The sequence below is a fragment of the Bacteroides thetaiotaomicron VPI-5482 genome (assembly GCF_000011065.1).
Lineage (GTDB): Bacteria > Bacteroidota > Bacteroidia > Bacteroidales > Bacteroidaceae > Bacteroides > Bacteroides thetaiotaomicron.
Genome location: NC_004663.1, coordinates 4,182,445 through 4,201,975, shown reverse-complemented (window position 1 = coordinate 4,201,975; position 19,531 = coordinate 4,182,445). Strand labels below are relative to the sequence as shown.

Annotated in this window: 11 protein-coding genes; 2 read left to right on the top strand and 9 right to left on the bottom strand. The window is 41.0% G+C overall.

Annotation, left to right across the window (positions count from 1 at the left end; translation table 11 throughout):
• Positions 1-133: 133 nt before the first annotated feature.
• On the top strand, positions 134-1,366 hold the full coding sequence (locus BT_RS16635) for a nucleoside recognition domain-containing protein (RefSeq protein ID WP_011108740.1): 1,233 nt from the start codon (positions 134-136) through the stop codon (positions 1,364-1,366).
• Between the two features lie 15 nt (positions 1,367-1,381).
• Positions 1,382-1,795, top strand: a complete 414-nt coding sequence (ybeY, locus tag BT_RS16630) for an rRNA maturation RNase YbeY (RefSeq protein ID WP_011108739.1) — start codon at positions 1,382-1,384, stop codon at positions 1,793-1,795.
• 93 nt (positions 1,796-1,888) lie between these two features.
• Here the strand turns inward: ybeY and BT_RS16625 are convergent, their stop codons facing one another.
• From BT_RS16625 to BT_RS16585, 9 genes are all read right to left on the bottom strand, one after another.
• Entirely contained in the window at positions 1,889-4,438 is a 2,550-nt protein-coding gene (locus BT_RS16625; protein ID WP_008767505.1) for a zinc-dependent metalloprotease, read from the bottom strand.
• Positions 4,439-4,457: 19 nt separating this feature from the next.
• Positions 4,458-5,357 carry a hypothetical protein gene (locus BT_RS16620; RefSeq protein ID WP_008762888.1) on the bottom strand — a complete coding sequence of 300 codons (900 nt, stop codon included), beginning with the start codon at positions 5,355-5,357 and terminating at the stop codon, positions 4,458-4,460.
• A gap of 6 nt (positions 5,358-5,363) precedes the next feature.
• Positions 5,364-6,827, bottom strand: a complete 1,464-nt coding sequence (locus tag BT_RS16615) for a RagB/SusD family nutrient uptake outer membrane protein (protein WP_070750838.1) — start codon at positions 6,825-6,827, stop codon at positions 5,364-5,366.
• Positions 6,828-6,839: 12 nt separating this feature from the next.
• Positions 6,840-10,388, bottom strand: coding sequence for a TonB-dependent receptor (locus BT_RS16610; protein WP_011108737.1), 3,549 nt, complete (start codon positions 10,386-10,388; stop codon positions 6,840-6,842).
• 33 nt (positions 10,389-10,421) lie between these two features.
• Positions 10,422-11,606, bottom strand: coding sequence for a FecR domain-containing protein (locus tag BT_RS16605; RefSeq protein ID WP_011108736.1), 1,185 nt, complete (start codon positions 11,604-11,606; stop codon positions 10,422-10,424).
• A gap of 198 nt (positions 11,607-11,804) precedes the next feature.
• A complete protein-coding gene (locus tag BT_RS16600) occupies positions 11,805-12,374 on the bottom strand; it encodes an RNA polymerase sigma-70 factor (RefSeq protein WP_011108735.1) in 570 nt (189 codons plus the stop codon).
• A 262-nt stretch (positions 12,375-12,636) separates the two neighbouring features.
• Positions 12,637-15,243, bottom strand: a complete 2,607-nt coding sequence (locus tag BT_RS16595; protein WP_011108734.1) for a zinc-dependent metalloprotease — start codon at positions 15,241-15,243, stop codon at positions 12,637-12,639.
• 8 nt (positions 15,244-15,251) lie between these two features.
• Complete coding sequence (locus BT_RS16590; RefSeq protein ID WP_011108733.1) at positions 15,252-17,834, bottom strand: zinc-dependent metalloprotease; 2,583 nt, start codon at positions 17,832-17,834, stop codon at positions 15,252-15,254.
• 65 nt (positions 17,835-17,899) lie between these two features.
• The gene (locus BT_RS16585; protein ID WP_055219209.1) at positions 17,900-19,531 is read right to left on the bottom strand and encodes a PKD-like family lipoprotein; all 1,632 of its coding nucleotides are present in this window, start codon (positions 19,529-19,531) and stop codon (positions 17,900-17,902) included.

Below are 19,531 nucleotides of genomic sequence, written 5' to 3'. Positions count from 1 at the left end.
ATCATTCTATTGAAGAATAGAGTGAAAAAGTACACAAGCCCGGTTTCGGTCTTCTACTCTTTTGCCCGAAAACAATTAGTTTATTTAAAACGTAATAACTACTTTTGCACCATCTATATACACGCAATCGACTATGGTTCTAAATTATATCTGGATAGCATTCTTCGTTATCGCCTTCATTATCGCCCTGATAAAAGTAATTTTTCTGGGAGACACGGAGATATTTACAGCTATCATGAACTCAACTTTCGACTCTTCGAAAACCGCTTTCGAAATATCTCTGGGACTGACCGGAGTACTGGCCCTCTGGCTCGGTATCATGAAGATCGGAGAGAACAGCGGACTGATCAATGCACTCGCCCGCTTTCTGAGTCCGGTACTCTGCCGCCTGTTTCCGGACATTCCCAAAGGGCATCCGGTATTGGGTTCCATCTTCATGAATATGTCCGCCAATATGCTCGGGCTCGACAATGCCGCCACCCCATTGGGACTCAAAGCGATGAAAGAACTGCAGGAACTGAACCCGAAGAAAGATACGGCTTCCAATCCGATGATCATGTTTCTGGTTATCAATACTTCCGGCCTCATCATCATCCCGATCAGTATCATGGTATACCGTGCGCAGATGGGGGCTGCCCAGCCTACGGATGTGTTTATCCCTATCCTGCTGAGTACTTTTATCTCGACTCTGGTCGGTGTCATAGCCGTCAGTATCGCCCAGAAGATCAATCTGATCAATAAGCCTATCCTGATATTGATGGGCGTTATCTGCCTTTTCTTCTCCGGATTGATTTATCTGTTTCTGAATATTTCGCGTGAGGAAATGGGTACTTACTCTACGCTGATAGCAAATATTCTTCTGTTCGGGGTGATCATCCTGTTTATTCTGACAGGGGTCCGGAAGAAGATTAACGTATATGATTCTTTTGTAGAAGGTGCCAAAGAAGGCTTCACGACAGCCGTACGAATCATTCCATATCTGGTTGCCTTCCTTGTAGGCATTGCCGTATTCCGTACTGCGGGAGCGATGGATTTCCTTGTGGGAGGCATTGGTTATGTAGTCGATCTGTGCGGAGTGGATACCAGTTTTGTGGGAGCATTGCCGACAGCGCTGATGAAGTCTCTCAGCGGTAGCGGTGCCAATGGGCTGATGATTGACACGATGAAAGAGATGGGACCGGATTCGTTTGTAGGCCGAATGAGTTGCGTAGTACGCGGAGCTTCGGACACCACTTTCTATATCCTTGCCGTTTACTTCGGCAGCGTCGGAATCAGTAAAACCCGGAATGCAGTCACCTGCGGCTTGATTGCAGACTTCTCCGGTATTATAGCCGCCATCTTAATCAGTTATTTATTTTTCTTTTAAATCATAGACTCAATTATGGCTGTAACTTATCAAACCGAAGGCGTCAAGATGCCTGATATCAAAAAACGGGAAACTACAGAATGGATAAAGAATGTAGCTGCCTCTTATGGAAAAAGACTCGGTGAAATCGCTTATATCTTCTGCTCCGATGAAAAGATTCTGGAGGTAAACCGACAATATCTGCAACACGATTATTACACGGATATCATTACCTTTGATTATTGCCAGGGTGATCGTCTGTCGGGCGACCTGTTTATCAGTCTGGATACGATACGCACCAATGCCGAACAATTCGGGGCAGCTTATGATGATGAACTACACCGGGTTATTATTCACGGTATTCTTCATCTCTGCGGTATCAATGACAAAGGTCCCGGGGAAAGGGAAATTATGGAAGAGGCGGAGAATAAGGCGTTGGCAATGCGATAGTTGGCGATGCAATAAAAAGCCATTGACCGGATAAAATTAGCACCCCGCCACAATCACTGCGACGAGGTGCCCCCAAGTATCTAAGAGAGATAGTTATTGTTCCGTTAACGCTTGCTTTATTTTAAAGACAAGACTTTGATAATGTGCCCGGGTAGTAGCATCACCCGTATTTACTTTGCTTCGCAGCAAACTATAGCTATCCATTACCTTCTGATAAATAGCCGGATTCTTAACCATATCCACACTTCCGAGCGGGTTGAGTTCAAAGCCGGCTTTCGTCCAATCGACATTATCCGTAAGCAGTTGTTTCTCAACTTCATTCAAGTCTTTAAATGAGAATGGAGAAGATTTTTGTTTCAGCATTCCTCCTTCTTTCAACAACTTTTCCACATAAGTAATTTGCAGGTTACGGTCGTACATATTCAACCGGGCACCGGATATAGTTTTCTTCCACACAAAATCATAAATATCATCCATATATTCAGCAAAAGTATAAGCCTGTTTGGGATATAACTCCTCATACAAAACAAGACTGGATGTAATGTATGTGAAGAACAAACGATTCATAATGATTGACTGCAAAGTACTTGGCGAATAAGTCGGACCGGTATACTCAATCACCTTCTTGTCAAGTACCCATTCGGGTAGTTCCATCATAGTTTCCATAATAAACTTCAATGCCTCCTTCTGTTCAGCTTTCGGCACAAAACGGATAACAGGCTTTTCGCTGTCCCGTCTCGGCTCATCAAAATAAATTCCACCGATGGACACCATGGCATGCAGTAAGTAGCGTTGCATCTGCATAATCACTTCCTGATATGATTCCGTCAAGCGTTCATATTGATGATCATCTTCATAGGTCCATTCCGGCAGGTTTTTCATGATAAGTTTCAGATTCTTTAAGCCATATCTTCCTGCCTTCACGGCATTATCACCCAAATCCTCAGATTTACAAGAAGGATCGACCTCATTAATAAAAGGCTGCGGACCGTATTTGTACATCGGATCATTCTCTTTCTCTTTGATCCACTTGTTTAAAGTAGCTTTCTCATCTTCAGGAGATGCCGCATCAAATATAGGTTTATATCCCCATTTGATGGCAAACTTATCATATACACCCAAAAGCGGAGGAGTCAGAGCAACTCCTTTGTCTTCCGGCTGAGCTACATAATTATAGCGCGTATAGTCCATGATGGACGGAGTTGTACCATACTTCTGAGTGAAAGTGGCCGAACGGAGCGAATCTACCGGATACGAATAAGATGCACCAAAGTTATGCATCAGTCCCAGGGTATGTCCGATCTCATGCGCTGCTACATAACGTAACGAGCTTCCCATCGTCTCGTCATCAAACACAGCCTTGCGTACTTTGGGGTCAACAGTAGCAGTCTGAACAAACCGCCAGTTATGCAACAACTTAATGATATTTGAATAAAACAAGACGTCGCCCTGAATGATTTCACCCGAACGAGGATCGGCACAGGAAGGTCCCATTGAATTTTGTATCGGAGTGGTAATCATTCGGTAGCAGCTATAACGAATATCATCCGGATCAAAGTTCGGATCATCCTTCGGATAGTCTTTCGCTACAATCGCATTCTTAAATCCTATTTCCTCAAACGCAACCTGCCAGTCTTCTATTCCTTTCTTTATGTAATCTCTCCACTTGTCGGGGATAGCAGTATCAACGTAATATACAATCGGCTTCTGAGGTTCCACCAACTCACCTTGCTTATAACGTTCCAAGTCTTCTGGTTTTGGTTGCAAATCCCATCGGTTGATGTAAGTAAGTTCTTGCAAACCATCTTTCTTTTCAGTATAAAACCGCTTGCTTTCATCAAAATAACCGATACGCGAGTCTCCATAACGAGGACGCATAATTTCCTCCGGCAGCAAAATAATATTACGCGTCATGGTTACAGTGAACGGTCCTCCGTCAACAGTATAACTCATCAGCGTCTTGATGTTTATATTCAGCGGAAAACACTTCATTCCCAGAATAGTCGATTTGGAAGAAGCAAGACTTCCCTTCAGTGCTTTTCTCTTCATCAATACATCCATTATATTTTCCGAACGAAACGGGCTGAATTCGGGTACATCCGTTATGAAAAGCGAACTCATATCGATGACATATGCTGAAGAGTCCGGTGAAAGACTTTCTATCTTATATGCTTCCCAAATAGGGTCTGAGAAGTTGCGCTGAAAAGCAGCATACATATTGGAAGTGGTGTCACACAAATTGCGCACCATCTTTTTGTGCATGTAGATTTTCTTTTTATCTGCCGAGAAAGTTACCAGTACCGGATTGCGTGGCATTTGTCCGGCAGCTATATCTTTATTGTTACTGGTACTCGATACTCTGGACGCAATCATAAAATCGCGTCCCATCAAGTCTTTAGGTATTTCGAAATAATACTTATCCTTAACGATGTGTACCTTAAACATGCCATCAATCGTCTTGGCTCCTTTCAGTAGTTTTTTGTATTCGGTCATACTACTCTTTGTGGAATCTTTTGCCGCCGGCTGCTCTGTTTCCGCTTTTGCTTTCTTCTTTTTCTTTTTAAAAATCTGACTTTCGGCATTAGCAGTTACCGCTCCGGCAGTTAATGCTCCTACAAGTAATAAGGTGAAAATTTTGTTCATATCATGCTGTTTTTAAGTTCTATAGTTCCAGTTTGGACAGATCGAATCCGTTTTCAAGCATAGCTTCCCGAATCACATCATACTTCTTCTTCATTACCGGATATTTATCGCAGATTTCCTGAATCTCGGCAGGAGTTTTCTCAAAGACGAAATTCATCCATTGCGCAAGGTCTTCACTCTTTAAAGGAGCATAAATGGAATTAAAATCCGGCCAATCTTCATCAATATAGGAGTTCTCAGAATAAGTAATCACCCCATACTTATAAAAATCGATTTCATTAGGGTCCGTTCCTTTAAAACGATACCAGTTCGGGTCGTACAATTTCGGTTCAACTTCTTCACTAGCTTCATAAAAAGCATCTGAAATAGTAAACAATCCTCTGACTTCCGACATATACTTTGCCCAAAAGCTGGCATTCACATCTGCTCTGATTTTCACAAACTCCTCATCGGTCATTGTTTTCAGAGAAGATGATACATTACCTAAGGCTATAAAGCTGCTACTAGCATAGCAATTCATGATGGTTGTCTCACCATAAGAGGCCATCCGGACCTCTTCAGATAACAATATAGAAAAAGGTAAATTCTTCTTTAAAAAACTATCCGAGTACAAATTCAATAATACCTTTTGCAAAAACTCAATCCCTTCATCAATAATCTCCTGCTTTTGTTCGGGAGCAGTTATTTTAATTCCGTTATTCGCTGTAAAGTTGAATTTATAATCAGCCTCAGTCGGATTAGTTATAATCACAGTCTGATATTTCTGATAAAACTGGTATATAAAATGCTGTGTCGGATCTGACGGGTCATCTGTCAAAATGTTGTATTTATCCGGTTGCTCAGGAACGATTAACGCATCTTCATGATAACAAGAAGACATACCTGCCAACATACAAATTAATAATATAAGTTTCTTCATAATCGATCAATTATTAACAGGTTCACTATTCGGACGGTCGAATATTTCTATTTCCGTATTTCTCTCTCTTTCGCTCTTAGGAATCGGCAATACGTATCCTTTCTCTTTCAGTTCGAAGACATCCCCTGCTCCCTCGTTCTCCTTTGAACTGTAAGTATGCGTAAGAGGAGGGCAGCCATATCTGCGCAAATCAAACCAGCGGAATCCTTCAAACGCCAGTTCTCTACGGCGTTCCTTACGTACGGTTGCTACAATTCCGTCTTCATCAACAGCTAACGGCGGAGTTCCCGGTTTCATACGATTTTCACGGAGCTCATTTAAGTCAGCAAGAGCCTTGTTCGTATTGCCAAGTTCAGCAAAAGCCTCAGCACGATTCAGATAAGCTTCCGAAATACGTAAGGCGTTGGCATAGACTGTAGCAGAATTTTTAGTCCACTTAATAGGTGTATAGACACTATACTGTTTGTTAGTAGGTCTGGTCTGGTTGCCGATTGTATTCTTGAAATAATTCGTAAGACGCAAATCATCTTCCGAATATAGCGCTAGCAAATCATCAGAAACCACCAAGTTCCCCGTATATCTGAAATCTTCTTTCATATGCGTCTCAAGTGATGTAAGTCCGTAGGATAACAAGATTTCTTTGTTAGCAAGAGAAAAGAAATAGTGATCCTTTTTTTCCTGAAGTTTGTAAAGTGGCTGAGTCGCGACCTTAAAGACCGAATCACAATAAAGAATGGTCACATCATATTTCTCCTGAAAAAGAGCAATACGTGATGCCAATAGATAAGCACTCGGCAAGTTAGGACGGAAAATAGTTTTCTCACCTCCTATAGCCTTAAAACACTGGATAGCCTTATTAATGTCTTCTTCCATTTGGGCATAAACAGCTGCATTCGTGGCCCGCTTCATCATCTTATCTGATAAGCCGATTTCTTTATTGAGCGGTACACATAAGTCTTCATTTGCCGTTGCAGGATGATAAGGCTTTCCATACAAATTAGCAAGCATAAAATACGAGAAAGCCCGCATGAAATAAGCTTCACCTGCTAAATCCTGACGTTCCATATCCGTCCCGTTCATGGTATAAAGCTGGTCCAGTATGATATTAGTCATCAATATCTTATGATAATAGACTGTCCATGCAACATCCGGCGTAAGTTCATTTGAAATTCCCACTTCCGGGTTTCCCTGCCACGTATAATATGCCCAAACATATTCTCTGAAATCATTAGAAATGACTTGTGGTCTGGTTCCATAGTAACATTGGTCTTTCACATCGTCTGTCATATATTCCAGATAAGGATGAGGTATGTCTTTTTCATTCGTTTTCATTACCTCACCGAAGAACAGTTCCTTGTAATCCTTCACCGATCTGGGTATCATCAAATCTTGTGAACTTTCTTCCAAAAAGTCACTGCACGACGATAATGTGCAGATAAACAATATGATATATAAATTGTACTTTTTCATCATCATTCATTATTAAAGAGTAATATTAAAGCGAAGTGAGTAAGAACGCTGCGGTGGTATACTTCTTGAGCCAAATCCAATCTGTTCAGGATCTCTGCCCTTCAGCGCTTTATCTTTAATGACAAATACATTACCCATATCAAAGCTGACACTTGCTCCTTTCAGATAGACAGGTTTCAACCATTCACGTTTAAAATCATAGCGAATAGACATCGAACGGCATCTGAGGAAACTGCCTGAAACTACACGGATATCACTCTTATTATACATATCCCATCCATTATCCGCAATACGATAGGTCACATCCTTATCGTTGATCTGCAAACTCTTATCCGATAAAACCGGTATAATGGTTCTGTCTTCATCACCCGGCTCTCTCCAACGATTCACAAATTCACTGGACATATTCTGATCCGGATAAGGAAGCCGCTGTCCGGAGGACTCATACAAATCATTCAAGCGCATTTTATTGCCAAAGCTGAATGAGAACAACGCATTAAATGTAATATTCTTATATTTCAAATAAGTAGAGAATCCACCGGTCAGATCGGGTTCACGTTTTCCGGAAAGAACAAAAGCGCGGTCATACATCTCCTGCAAAGAATGAACCACAGCATTTCCTTCTTCATCTTTCTCATTAATATCCTTAAATGTAGGAAAACCCTGATCATCCAGTTTATCAAATTTATAAGAATAGAAACTATTTATCGCATTGCCATTGCTCACTAATGTTCCTGCAATATAGTCTTGCCAAGTGATCGCTGAGTTCCCGGCATTCAACACTTTATTGTAGTTTTTACCTGTATTGAATGATAAACTCCACATCCAGTCCCGGGTCTGAATCGGAACAAAAGAAACAGCCAAATCCCAACCTTTATTCTCAACATCACCATCATTAATGGAGACACTTGACGCACCTGTAGAAGGAGCTACGTTTTTCGTAACCACCTGATCTACTCCCTTTTTGTAATATACATCAAGCGATCCATAGATTCTGTTATTCCAGAATGCCCAGTCGATTGCAATATTATACGAATTGGTTTTTTCCCACTTCAGTTTATTATTCGGCAGCTTATACAATGTTGAAATATACTCCTGTGGCATTGATTCCAATGTCCCCAAACTAGCAATCAAGTTAGGGGTCTGATCCGGATGCACGTTACCTTGTATACCGTATGAGGCACGAATTGCCAGATCATTCAAGAAATCGACGTTCTTCATAAACTTCTCATTGATAACATTCCATCGTGTAGACACTGACCATATTGGCAGAAAACGAACGCTCTTGCTCTGACCGAACTTATTAGAACCGTCAGTACGTATATTGAAGTTCAGAATATAGCGACTGTCATAAACATAAGCAGCCGTAGCATATAATGAAATCACATTATTCTTTGTATCGGTCACCACATCCGGATGACTCTTTACCAAAGCACCGTATCTTTTCCAGACTGTCGGGTCAATATCAACAAACTTTTTACCTCTTTCGGGCAAATAACCATATTGCGTAGAGCTTAATCCGTCATATTTTGAAGATCTGACTTCTTGTCCGATACTTCCGGAAACTTCATGTTTTCCGAAACTTTGCATCAAAGACAGGCTATTTCTCCATGTATAAGAAGTATTACGTGTATTGGTCGTCATCAACTCTCCTCCAAACGGAAGCAGACAATATCTTTCTGCAAATTCAGAATCTTCAATGGGATTCGGCAACATCTTCCCATAGGGACTTTGTCGCATAGAAGAAATATAATATGATTGTTCATCACCCCAGTTTTCTTGTGTCACGTTGCTTCTGGACAGTCCTAATATAGATGAAAATCTCATCCATGAAGCAACCTTCCAATCCAGATTGACAGCTACATCTATAGCGGAATTATCATTCTTGTTTCCTGTATGATTCAGTTCGTTCATGATATTGTAAGACAATACTCCGTTACGTCCAGCCTCATTCGCATAGAAATACAACTCATTAGAAGCTGTCCGAAGTGGAATAGCCCGTGAAGTATTATAAGCATACTCATACACATCAATGGAAGTATGAGGATGTTCGGCTTTGGAAAGCGAACCGCTAACCTTTAATCCCAAATGTATATTCCGGTTAATTCTGGTATTTATTTTAGCCAGTACGTTATAGCGCTCTAACCCTTCCCCTATCGTCACACTGTTATTATTCGCATATCCCATGGACATATAATAATTACTCCGGTCATTTCCACCTGTAATGGATACCGAATGCTGATGTGTAAATGCTGTACGGAACAGCAAGTCATACCAGTCGGTATTTAATCCTTTCAGGGTCTTCACCTGGTTTAAGAATTCCTGATAGGTAATATCCTTATTCCACAGATGTTGCAATGCCCCTTCATAGCCAATATCCGAAGGTTTGTAACTTCCGAAAGATAATCCCCTCTCCTGCATTTCGATAGACATATCAATTCTGTCGGCAGAATTCATCCGAAACATTTTATCGTAAGTAGGAGGAGCTGTTATCCCCAATGTAGCGGTATACGAGATACTCGGTTTCTGGCTTTTTCCTTGCTTGGTAGTGACCACAATAACTCCATTGGCCGCTTTGATACCATAGATAGCAGTAGCACTGGCATCTTTCAGAATATCCACACGTTCAATATCTTCCGGATTGACCGAACCGATGGCATTTCCGATCAGATTTATCTTATCCGGACTGTTCAGTTCCTCTGTAGAGATATTGACAGGTTCTTCCAGAATAATTCCATCGACTACCCATACCGGTTCTCTATTTCCTGTAATAGAGGAAGATCCCCTGATTCTAATCTTAGGAGCAGCTCCCGGAGTAGATGACATATTCATCACAGCAACACCCGGCAGGCGTCCCTGCAACATTTTGTCGATAGACAGATACTCCCCACCAATCAGATCAGCTCCCTTTATAGAGGATATGGAGCTTGCCAACTTCCGTCTGTCAATCTCCTGATAACCTGTTACTACAACTTCATCGATTGACTTTACATCCGATTTCATCACGATTGTCATAGGTTTAGTACCGGCAACTTTTACTTCCTGTACAATCATTCCCAAATAGGAGACAATCAGGACAGGCTCTTTCTGATGGAATAAATTAATAGAAAATTTACCTTCATTATCAGTTATCGTCGAATGTTCCGTTTTAGAGAGTTTTATATAAGCTCCCGGCAAGGGCAACCCTCCCTCATCAACCACAACGCCCGTAGCCGTGCGGACATTCTCTTTAGGTTGCTGATATACAATGGTTACAATATTTCCTTCTATCTCATAACTGTATCCGGTATTTGCCAGCACTTTGTTCAACACCTCACTGATAGGCTGACTATTGCTCTGAATAGTGATACGAGGCATATTCTTCACTTGCTCCGTACTATAAATAAAGTTCAGGCCAGTCTGTACTTTTACAGCATCAAAAAATTCTTTAACTGTTGCAGATTTAAGATCTAAGGATACCCTCATTGCATTAGATTGCGATGCAGCCAACACCGGTGTAAACAACAAGGAAATAATACAGAGAAACATGATAATGCGTTCTCGAGCTCTCTTTTTTTGCATGTCGTCCTCCTTTTTTAATAGTAGTTAATATGTTTATTTCTTTATAATTATGGTCTTCCCCTGTATTTCCATTTCCAGATGAGTCACCCGCTGTATCGCTTTCAATATGGGCTCTATTGAGCCGTAGCGATCAATATCTCCTGTAAAACGTATCTTCTTGGTATCTTCCGATTCGAATACGACATCTTTGTTGTACCAACGTGATATTACATTCATCAGACTCTCCAAAGAACAATTATCAAAAACAAAACGTCCACTGTTCCATGCGATATACGGCTCGATATCCACTACGCTAATTTGTACATCTTGCGTATCAGCCTGAAGAACCGCCAATTCCCCCGGTTTTATTTTATATTCCCCTCCCTGATTAGGAAGCACACTTACAGAACCTTTCACCAGCACTACTTTCGTTATTCCAGGCACATGTGTATTTACATTGAAAGTTGTCCCGTACTGCTTGACCACTCCATTCGCCGTAATGACACGGAAAGGACGCTTGCTATCCTTGGCTACCTGAAAATAGGCCTCCCCATCCAAATAGACCGTGCGAGTGGTAGTACCAAAATGTGGTGGATATTTTAATGTCGTATTATAATTCAGATGCACTCTGGTCCCGTCTTCAAACGTCATCCAAAATTCACTGTCATCATAAGTACTCAACTTATTATTTTCTACAACAGAGACCTCTTCCGATTCGTTCACATCAGTCTCAGGGACAGACGGCTGAGCAACAGTCACTTGTTCCACCGAATCCTGTAAAGGCTTAGCAGGCACTGATTTTAAATCCATCTTCTGTCCATTTGCCAGAACCAGTGTTGCCTTTTGTTTACCCATCTTCTCCGACCGGATCATAGCAATACGAACTTCATCCGAAATCACCGGCTGAGAATCCATCAGCCGCAAAGTCCAAAACCATATTGCAAAACCGATTATCGGCAATAAGAAGATAGCCGCATACCGTCCTATTTTGATCCAACGAGCAGAGCGAATAGAGAAATGCTTTTTCTGAAACCTTTCCCAAGCACGTGCTTCATCTACCTGGGCAAACTGTTTATACCTGTCAATCAAACAAGCCTCACGCATCAGACGATCATAGTTCTCTCTATTTTCTTGAGAACTATCAAGCCATGACTGCAACTGTTTTTTATCTTCTTCCGAAGCGTATCCCAGCAACTGATCATGGATAATAGAATTTATACTTCTTTTACGCTTTATCATATTATTTCAGGTTATTTATAGCAAAGACGACTAAGAAGAAAAAATGAGGGACAGGATTCTGAAGTTTTTTTATTCAAAAGATACTTTATTTATTTAGAAGACCGTTCTTTTTGTACAATAATCAAGAAAAACAACGAACATTTTGTTCATTGCAAACAGGTGTTAACAAGTAAAGCGGATTGAGTGTTATGCTTCTTTTTAGGGAAGTAACATTTGTAATAATAGAAAATGATAGGAGCCTAATTTTTTTCTAAGGAAGGACATTGCTCTCTTCTTTTGAGTCTTCACAGTTTCAAGAGAAACATGGAGTGCAGTGGCAATCTCCTCGTTCTTCTTGCCTTCCATATACATCAAAAAAACTTCCCTACATCGATCCGGCAGCGCATCAATTGTCTGAAGAAGCTGGCGATAGACTTCTTCACTAAAGAAGCCCTCTTCCTCCTCTTCCATCCTAAATGTAGTGGAATGACTATCAAGCATCTTCTGAAGATAATTGCCTTCCACATCCTTATGTTTCAAATAATCCAAGGAAGCATTTCTGACAGAGTTATACAGATAAACCCTGAATGAAGCCAGAGACCGGAAAAACATCTTTTTCTCCCAAATAGTGGAGAATAACTCCTGGACAATATCTTCTGCAGATTCTGAATCTCCGACAATTGTTATTGCATAGCAAACCAATGCTTTATAATAATTCTTATAAAGCAGTCGGAAAGCAGCCGCATCCAACTTATTAATTTGTTCTATGGAAATCTCATTGTTAGTCATTTCGGGAGTTTTGCGCCAAAAATACAAATTAAATAATAATGTTCTATACAGAAAGACTGATATTTTTCTCTCGGGCAATCTAGTTGTATGGTACTTTCCAAAAGATATCCGCCTATAAAAGATTCACCCGGATTTACATTCGACAATGTAAACCCGGGTGAAAAATGCTCAATATTGCATAGAAGAAATCTTTAAAAATATCTCTTACAATATTGTTTTCATAGAGACAAATTAATTAAGAGAGAGTTTATGTAATAGAGATTTATTCAATTTCCGTAGCTTTATTGATGCGGTAGATCAACAGGTCATAATGAGAACGATCTGCCTCAGGAGCCGTCGAAATTGCTTTCTTGAGCATGTCTTTCGTACGCATCAACAAGTCAAAATAGTAAGCAGCTATTTTTGTCTGGTTGGTATAGATCGGCGGAATTGAAGAAAAGCCTGCTACTTCTTCTGCATTTTGCAATGAATACATCTTCATATCCACCTTTCCGCCATTTCTCAAAGCAGCCAGATTGATCTCCGGTTTGCCGGTAGCCGCAAATCCTGTTTTTGAGGCTTTGAAACTACCAATAGGCGCAGTTGCTGTCGATGTTGAAATAATACTTTCCAGAAACGCTGTCTGTAGTGCTCTCTCGAAATTCTCCAACGGACGATGCTTCAAGACACCTTCCCAAACAATTCCATAGATATCATCCAGATATTCCGAAGCAGTATATGCTGCATCCGGGAAGCGTTCTGTACAAACCTCGACATAAGGCAGACGTCCGAAAATACCATTAAAGATATCCAAACGTAAACGGTCAGCCTTCTTATCTGAAATTTCAAATTCATTCAAATGAGCGGTATCGTCCACCCAATCCAGATTCTTTGCCAGTTCCAATGCTTTACTCAAAGCTGCTTTCTGTTTCTCACGATCTACCATTGAATAACTTGGTATCGCATCCTTCTCGCGAATATCATTCAAGTAAATACCGCCAATATAACTCAGTATTGCATAAATACGCCCGCTCAGTCTTTCACTAAGGGCAGAGTGTACACGTCTGCGCATTAAAAAATCACGGTCTTCCTTGGCAAACCAACTATAATAGTTCTCAAATCCTTTGCGAACATTAGGAAGCATATAGTCGAATGATTTCAAATGGTCATCTCCCAGACTTCCGCGACTATTACGAGGATCAGAATCAAAACGTGACTGATTACGTATATAAGCATAATATGGGTCTCCCGTATGTTCACGAATCCAGCTATCCAATGTCTCTTTTTCTTCCTGCAATGAAGAAGCATAGATAGGTTGATATAAATATTTAATCACCAGTTCGTCATATGGACCAGGCTTTGCATTAACCAGACACACTCCATTACGAACATCCTCCTCCGTAGCTACGTCATTAATGATTACGCCTCCCATAACAGAAGAAGCGAGACCATACTTTTGAGTAAAGCTTGCCGAACGCAACGAATCCACCGGATAAGCACAGGAAGCTCCCCAGTTCATTGTAAGTCCCAATCCGGTTCCTACAGCCTGAGCAATAGCAGCCTGAATCAACTCACCCTGTATCTCCTGCGGGAAAACAGTAGTACGCACACGAGGATCAATAGCAACAGTGGCCCCTATACGGTCAGCATACTGAACACTGATCATATTTGCATTAATCAGAATAGACGCGTTCAATATTTCACCGGTACGTGTATCTGAGTGTATCGTTGTCTGTGCCGAATTCAGCCAAGAAGCCGAATAACGTATTGTCATACAGTCAAAGCTGTTTGCATTGAACAATGTGTCATTCTTCGGGAATTCTTTCACACAAATAACATCTTTAAAGCCGATCTTCTCAAATGCCTTATTCCACGATTCCGCACCAGCCTTGATATACGGATTCCATTTGACAGGCATCAGACTGTCGATATAGAACACCAGTTGTTTGACTGGCCGAACCAGCTCGCCACGGCGATAGGCAGCAGAGTCGGAAGGCTCGATACGCCAACGTTTTGCATAGCGTATACTCTTCACTTCCTGAGTTGCCCCTGAATAATCACTTTTCAATTGTGTAGTCAATCCCAAACGTGAGTCAGCCAGGCGAGGAGTCATCGGCTCCTCGGGCAGAATACAAAGCATTTTAGTGACGACCGCTGTCAAAGGTACGTCTTTGTACATATTGTATGCTCCCATCAGCGTATGGTCGACAGTATATGACAACTCTTCACGTACACTTATATGATTTTCTGAAGCCGATACACCCAAAATAGCAGATTTATCCGATTGCAGAGAATGATCGCGCGACACGAATCCATAGTATCCGTTAGCCGATGTCGAAGGGAAAGGTTTGGTAAAAGCAGATCCCTCCAAAAATAATCCCTTCATATCTACCACAAGTGCAGAACTATCCGGAGTGCAAGCCAATACCTTAAAGCTTTTGAAAATACCCGGATTATGCGCATTGTCCAACGCACGTGCGATATAAGCATCACCACTGGTATTTACCGGCTTACTCAATAAAGGCATACGTGCCACAAGAGTAGAATCGATCATCTCAAAACGGAAACGTACGTCGGTACCCCCTAACTGTCCGGGAGCTCCTTCACCACCGTCACTCGTATTTTCAATAGAAGAAGCAAACAGCATCTCACGGCCTAACATGGCAACCGGGAACTCCACATACACTTTCCCTTCCACCTTATGAATAGTCATCAGCCCGTGTGCTGTCTGAACTTTCTTATTCTTGAACAGCTTCTGATATGGTGTCAGATTTTCCTTCTTATCTTCTTTTTTCTTCTTTTTAAAAGGCCAGAAAGCATTTCCTTCCTGTGGCAGGCAACATGCAAAAAGAAGCAATAAACAAAGTATCTTACTATATCTATTTCTCATACTTCCTATCATTTTAATGCCTGGTCAATTTTGTACAACAATAAGCGGTAGTGGCGTTGTGTATCAGCCGAACCGGTAGAAGCACTTGCTGCAACCAGACTACGAACCTTCTTCAACTCACCGTAGTATATATGTTCCATCGGTTCGATCGGTGCTTTCAGATCTACATCATCATCAAATCCACTGATTTCCTCCAAACGGGCAGCCTGCATCTCACGAGGCTTGTTATTAAAACATCCCATAAATTCCTCCGAGATGATTCCGAAACGTTCGCGCGAAGCAGCTTTCAGCCATTCGGGCACTTCAATGTGAGCATACATATCTGCGATACCTTTACGGGTAGCATTCTTTGCAACCCCTGCAACCGAACCTTCAATCAGCTTCGTCAGATAATTCATCTGCAAACGCATTTCTGTTTCTGTCAAGGTTCTTCCGGCGCGGGTAGGAGCCCATACAAAACGTTCTATATCGGCAAGATATTCTTTCTGAGTATAAGGAGCTGATGTCGCCTTACCCGAACAGATAGCCACCGCACCACAACGAGACAAGATACCATCAATAATTGCATCTTCCATCTGCATGGCCACAGAAGTACGGATAGGGAATTCTTTCAGTGTTTCGCGTGCATCCAGCCACGAAAGGTCCTTCAGTTCATTCAATAAGAAATTCAGAGCCTTTTTTTGTTGTTGCTTCGATACAGTTTTAAAACTTGGGCGCTGATCACCGTCATAGCGTTCGTTCAGATAAATACCACCGATATCTCCCAAAACGAAAGTCAAATAACGTACGTAAGCATATACAATTTCATCATAAACAGCCGTGCGGAACTCAAAATCCTTATCCTTATCCGCTACCCAATCATTGATATGCTTTAGCAGATATTGCAAGTTGCGACGTCCATATTCAGAAGCTTTCACCGGGTCGTCTCCCAAATCTTCCTCTACTGAACTTGGGTCAAAACGACGTCTGAACTGTTGTTTACCATAGCGATATTTAACATCTCCAGACTTCTCACTGATCCATTTATCCAAGATAGGAATTTCTTCCTCTGCCGTTTTAGCCTCAAAGATCGGTGAATACAACCAGGCGATAGCGTAATAATCATACGCTCCCAGTTCCGGAGGAGTCAAACGCACGCCTCTCTCTTTATCACCCGGTTGAGCAATATAATTGTTACGGGCATAGTCCATAATAGAGTAAGTCGTACCAAACTCCTGAGTAAACTTCGGATCACGCAAAGATTCCACAGGGATAGAAGAAGAACCTGCCATATTGTGCATCAATGACAATGTGTGTCCTACCTCATGCGAGAGCACATAAGCGATACAATCTCCCAGCAAGTCTTCACGCAAAACAACATCACGTACTTCCTCATCAGCAGGGGCAGTCTGCAAGAAGCGCCAGTACTGAACCAACTGCACAATATTGTGGAATACCGTAACAGATGCATTAATGATTTCTCCGGAACGCGGATCTATCCAAGAAGGTCCCATCGCATTGGCCACCGTAGACGGAGCATAACGTATACAGGAATATTTGATATTCTCCGGGTCGAAGTTCGGATCATCTTTCGGGAAATCTTTTGCAATGATGGCATTCTTAAAACCGATCTTCTCAAATGCTTTCTGCCATACTTCAACTCCTTTATGGATATATTTATTCCAACTCAACGGAAAAGTATCATCAATGTAGAAAACAATAGGTTTCTTCGGCTCTACCAGTTCGCCACGGAGATAGGCTGCTGAATCCGATGGCTCCAGATTCCATCTGTGAGCAATGTGACGAGTACGCAACCCACGACCTTCGGAAGCAAATTCTACTACAGAGTGTTCAAAAATACCAATACGTGGATCAGCATAACGGGGACGCATCGGTTGTTCAGGCAACAGAATGAAGCTACGATTCATAACCGCAGTAAACGGCATTTTCTTCACTGCATAATTTCCCTTCATACCCACGCTGATTTTGTAGGTCAGTAAAGAACGTATACTCACATTATCCTCAAAGCCTTTGACTCCCTGAATAAATGAGCTTTCCTTCTCAAAATCCTTACTAATATCGGCTCCCATCATCTCCATCATTGAATATGGTGAGAACGGAGAAAGGTTCTTTTTATCGCTCAGCAGATAGTCTGTCATATCGAATACCACTGCCGTGCTATCGTTATTATATGCTTTGATCTCGAATGTTTCAGCGATTGCCGGCATGGTACTGCTTACCAAGCGCTTCTTGATTTCACGATCTTCAGAGAACTGACCTGCCTGTACACGACGCAATGTAATAGTTGAGTCGCGTTGCACAAAACGAATCAGAAAAGGATCACCTGACTTCTCTCCTACACAGCCGAACTGGTTATCGGTCGTTTCCACGATGGTAGAACCAAGTAGAATATCCCGATTCATCACCTTAATCGGCAATTCAAAGTAAATTTTATTGTCCAACTTGTGAAGAGTAATGAAACCTTTAGCCGTGGTGACTTTCTTGTCTTTAAACAGTTTGTCGTACTTGGTTTCCTTCTTCTCTTTCTTTGTAGTCGCTTCGGTGGAAGCTTTCTTCTTGTTTTTCTTCTTAGCCACAGCGGGGCTGATCATCGCCCCACATAGTGCAACCAGAAGAAGTAAATACAGTTTTTTCAAGGTTTTATCGTTTTAAAGTTTTAACTAAATGATTCATTCCAAGATTCTTTCCATTTATAACGAACTTGAATTATTCGTCCAAAATCTTTTTCATGGAATAACACAAATTTATTTTCGGCATCATTCACCTGAATTACTTTATTCTGTTGGATCACATATTTTTTTAGAGTATAATCCGAATTATCATCATCTCCTTTCAAAATATAAACATCTCCATTTTCCAAACCCACTATAATATATTTGTTATTAAAGCATTCAGCATCAATTGAAGTAATTGGAGAATCAAACTGGGCACATGTATATATCTTATTTCCATCCGTATAATAAAAATAAAGAGTCTCTCCTTTACTTATAAAAAGATAAGGAGCTTTATCTTGATTGCGGCAAAGATAAAAGCAATTTTTGGACGTTCCGTCAATTACTGAACTTAGCCCCTCAATCTCACTTTGAGATGTAAAGCTAGCGCCAACTTTAGTGACAGAACTACCTCCTCCATAAGCTTCTACCGTAAATTTCTGTATATAGAACCTGCCAGCTTTATCTTTAATAATAGACATATAAGAGACATCTCCCCAATCAACTAAACTAGCGCCTACAAAGTATACAGAATAATCCTTCATGTTATCTAACCTAGCATCAGAAGGACCATACTCATACTCCTCCACCTTCAAAGGTAGTACCTTTCCAGAATAGTTATAACCTTGCCAACTCTTATAATCAGCAATATGCAAATATTGCGAAGAATTTTTATCATAAAGAACCATACCTCCATGTTCATCAAAAGGAGCATAAGCAATCATGCTACCATCCACTTTTACCTTGCCTTCTTCATCAGATGTTAATGGTCGGTCAAGGAAATTACTAGAGTTAAACAATAAATTGCTATCTTTAACGCGGGTATAAATAGTTCCATCCTCACCAATTGCCATTGTGAGAAACTGCATATCAATAACACCTACCGGAACAAATCCTTCTGGATATGATTTACTAAGGAACATTTGAGACAATATCCCTTCTTGCTTATAACTGCTACCTGATATATCAACAGCTCCTTGACCACCCTTCTGTGCTACCCATAGCCAACTGGTTTTATCTTCTCCATCCCAGCGCTCTGTCCAGTGAGGATACATAGAAACAGGCTGTGTTCCCATCGGTACACCATTAATCATTTGATAAATATCACGTGTAACAACAGGCTTTAATATTCCCTCTTCAGTCTGTTCTCTCAAAAAAGCTAAAGTACTGATACCTTCTTTCTCAGAAAGTACTACCCAACCATTAGAGGCATAAGCAGAAGAAACAGAAATGTACGTGGAACCAAAATAGGTAACTCCTGTGTTATTATCCATTACAGCCAACCTCAGTTCTTTAGTACTAGCAATTGTATCAGCTACCCACTCTAGATCTCTAGTATCAGCTATGACATGTCCATCAAACGTCCATTCATATGATAAATCAGAGGATTCTTTTCCTAAAGTGAAAACCAATTTTGGTTTTGATGTCACTTTATCTCCTAACGCATACGAAGAACTTTCAGTCTCTACAGAAATCTCGATATCGTTCATTTCTCTATAATCATAATTTCCCTTATCCTCATAACAAGACGTGATGATCAAAAGGAACATTACAACAAATAATATCTTTATTTTCAT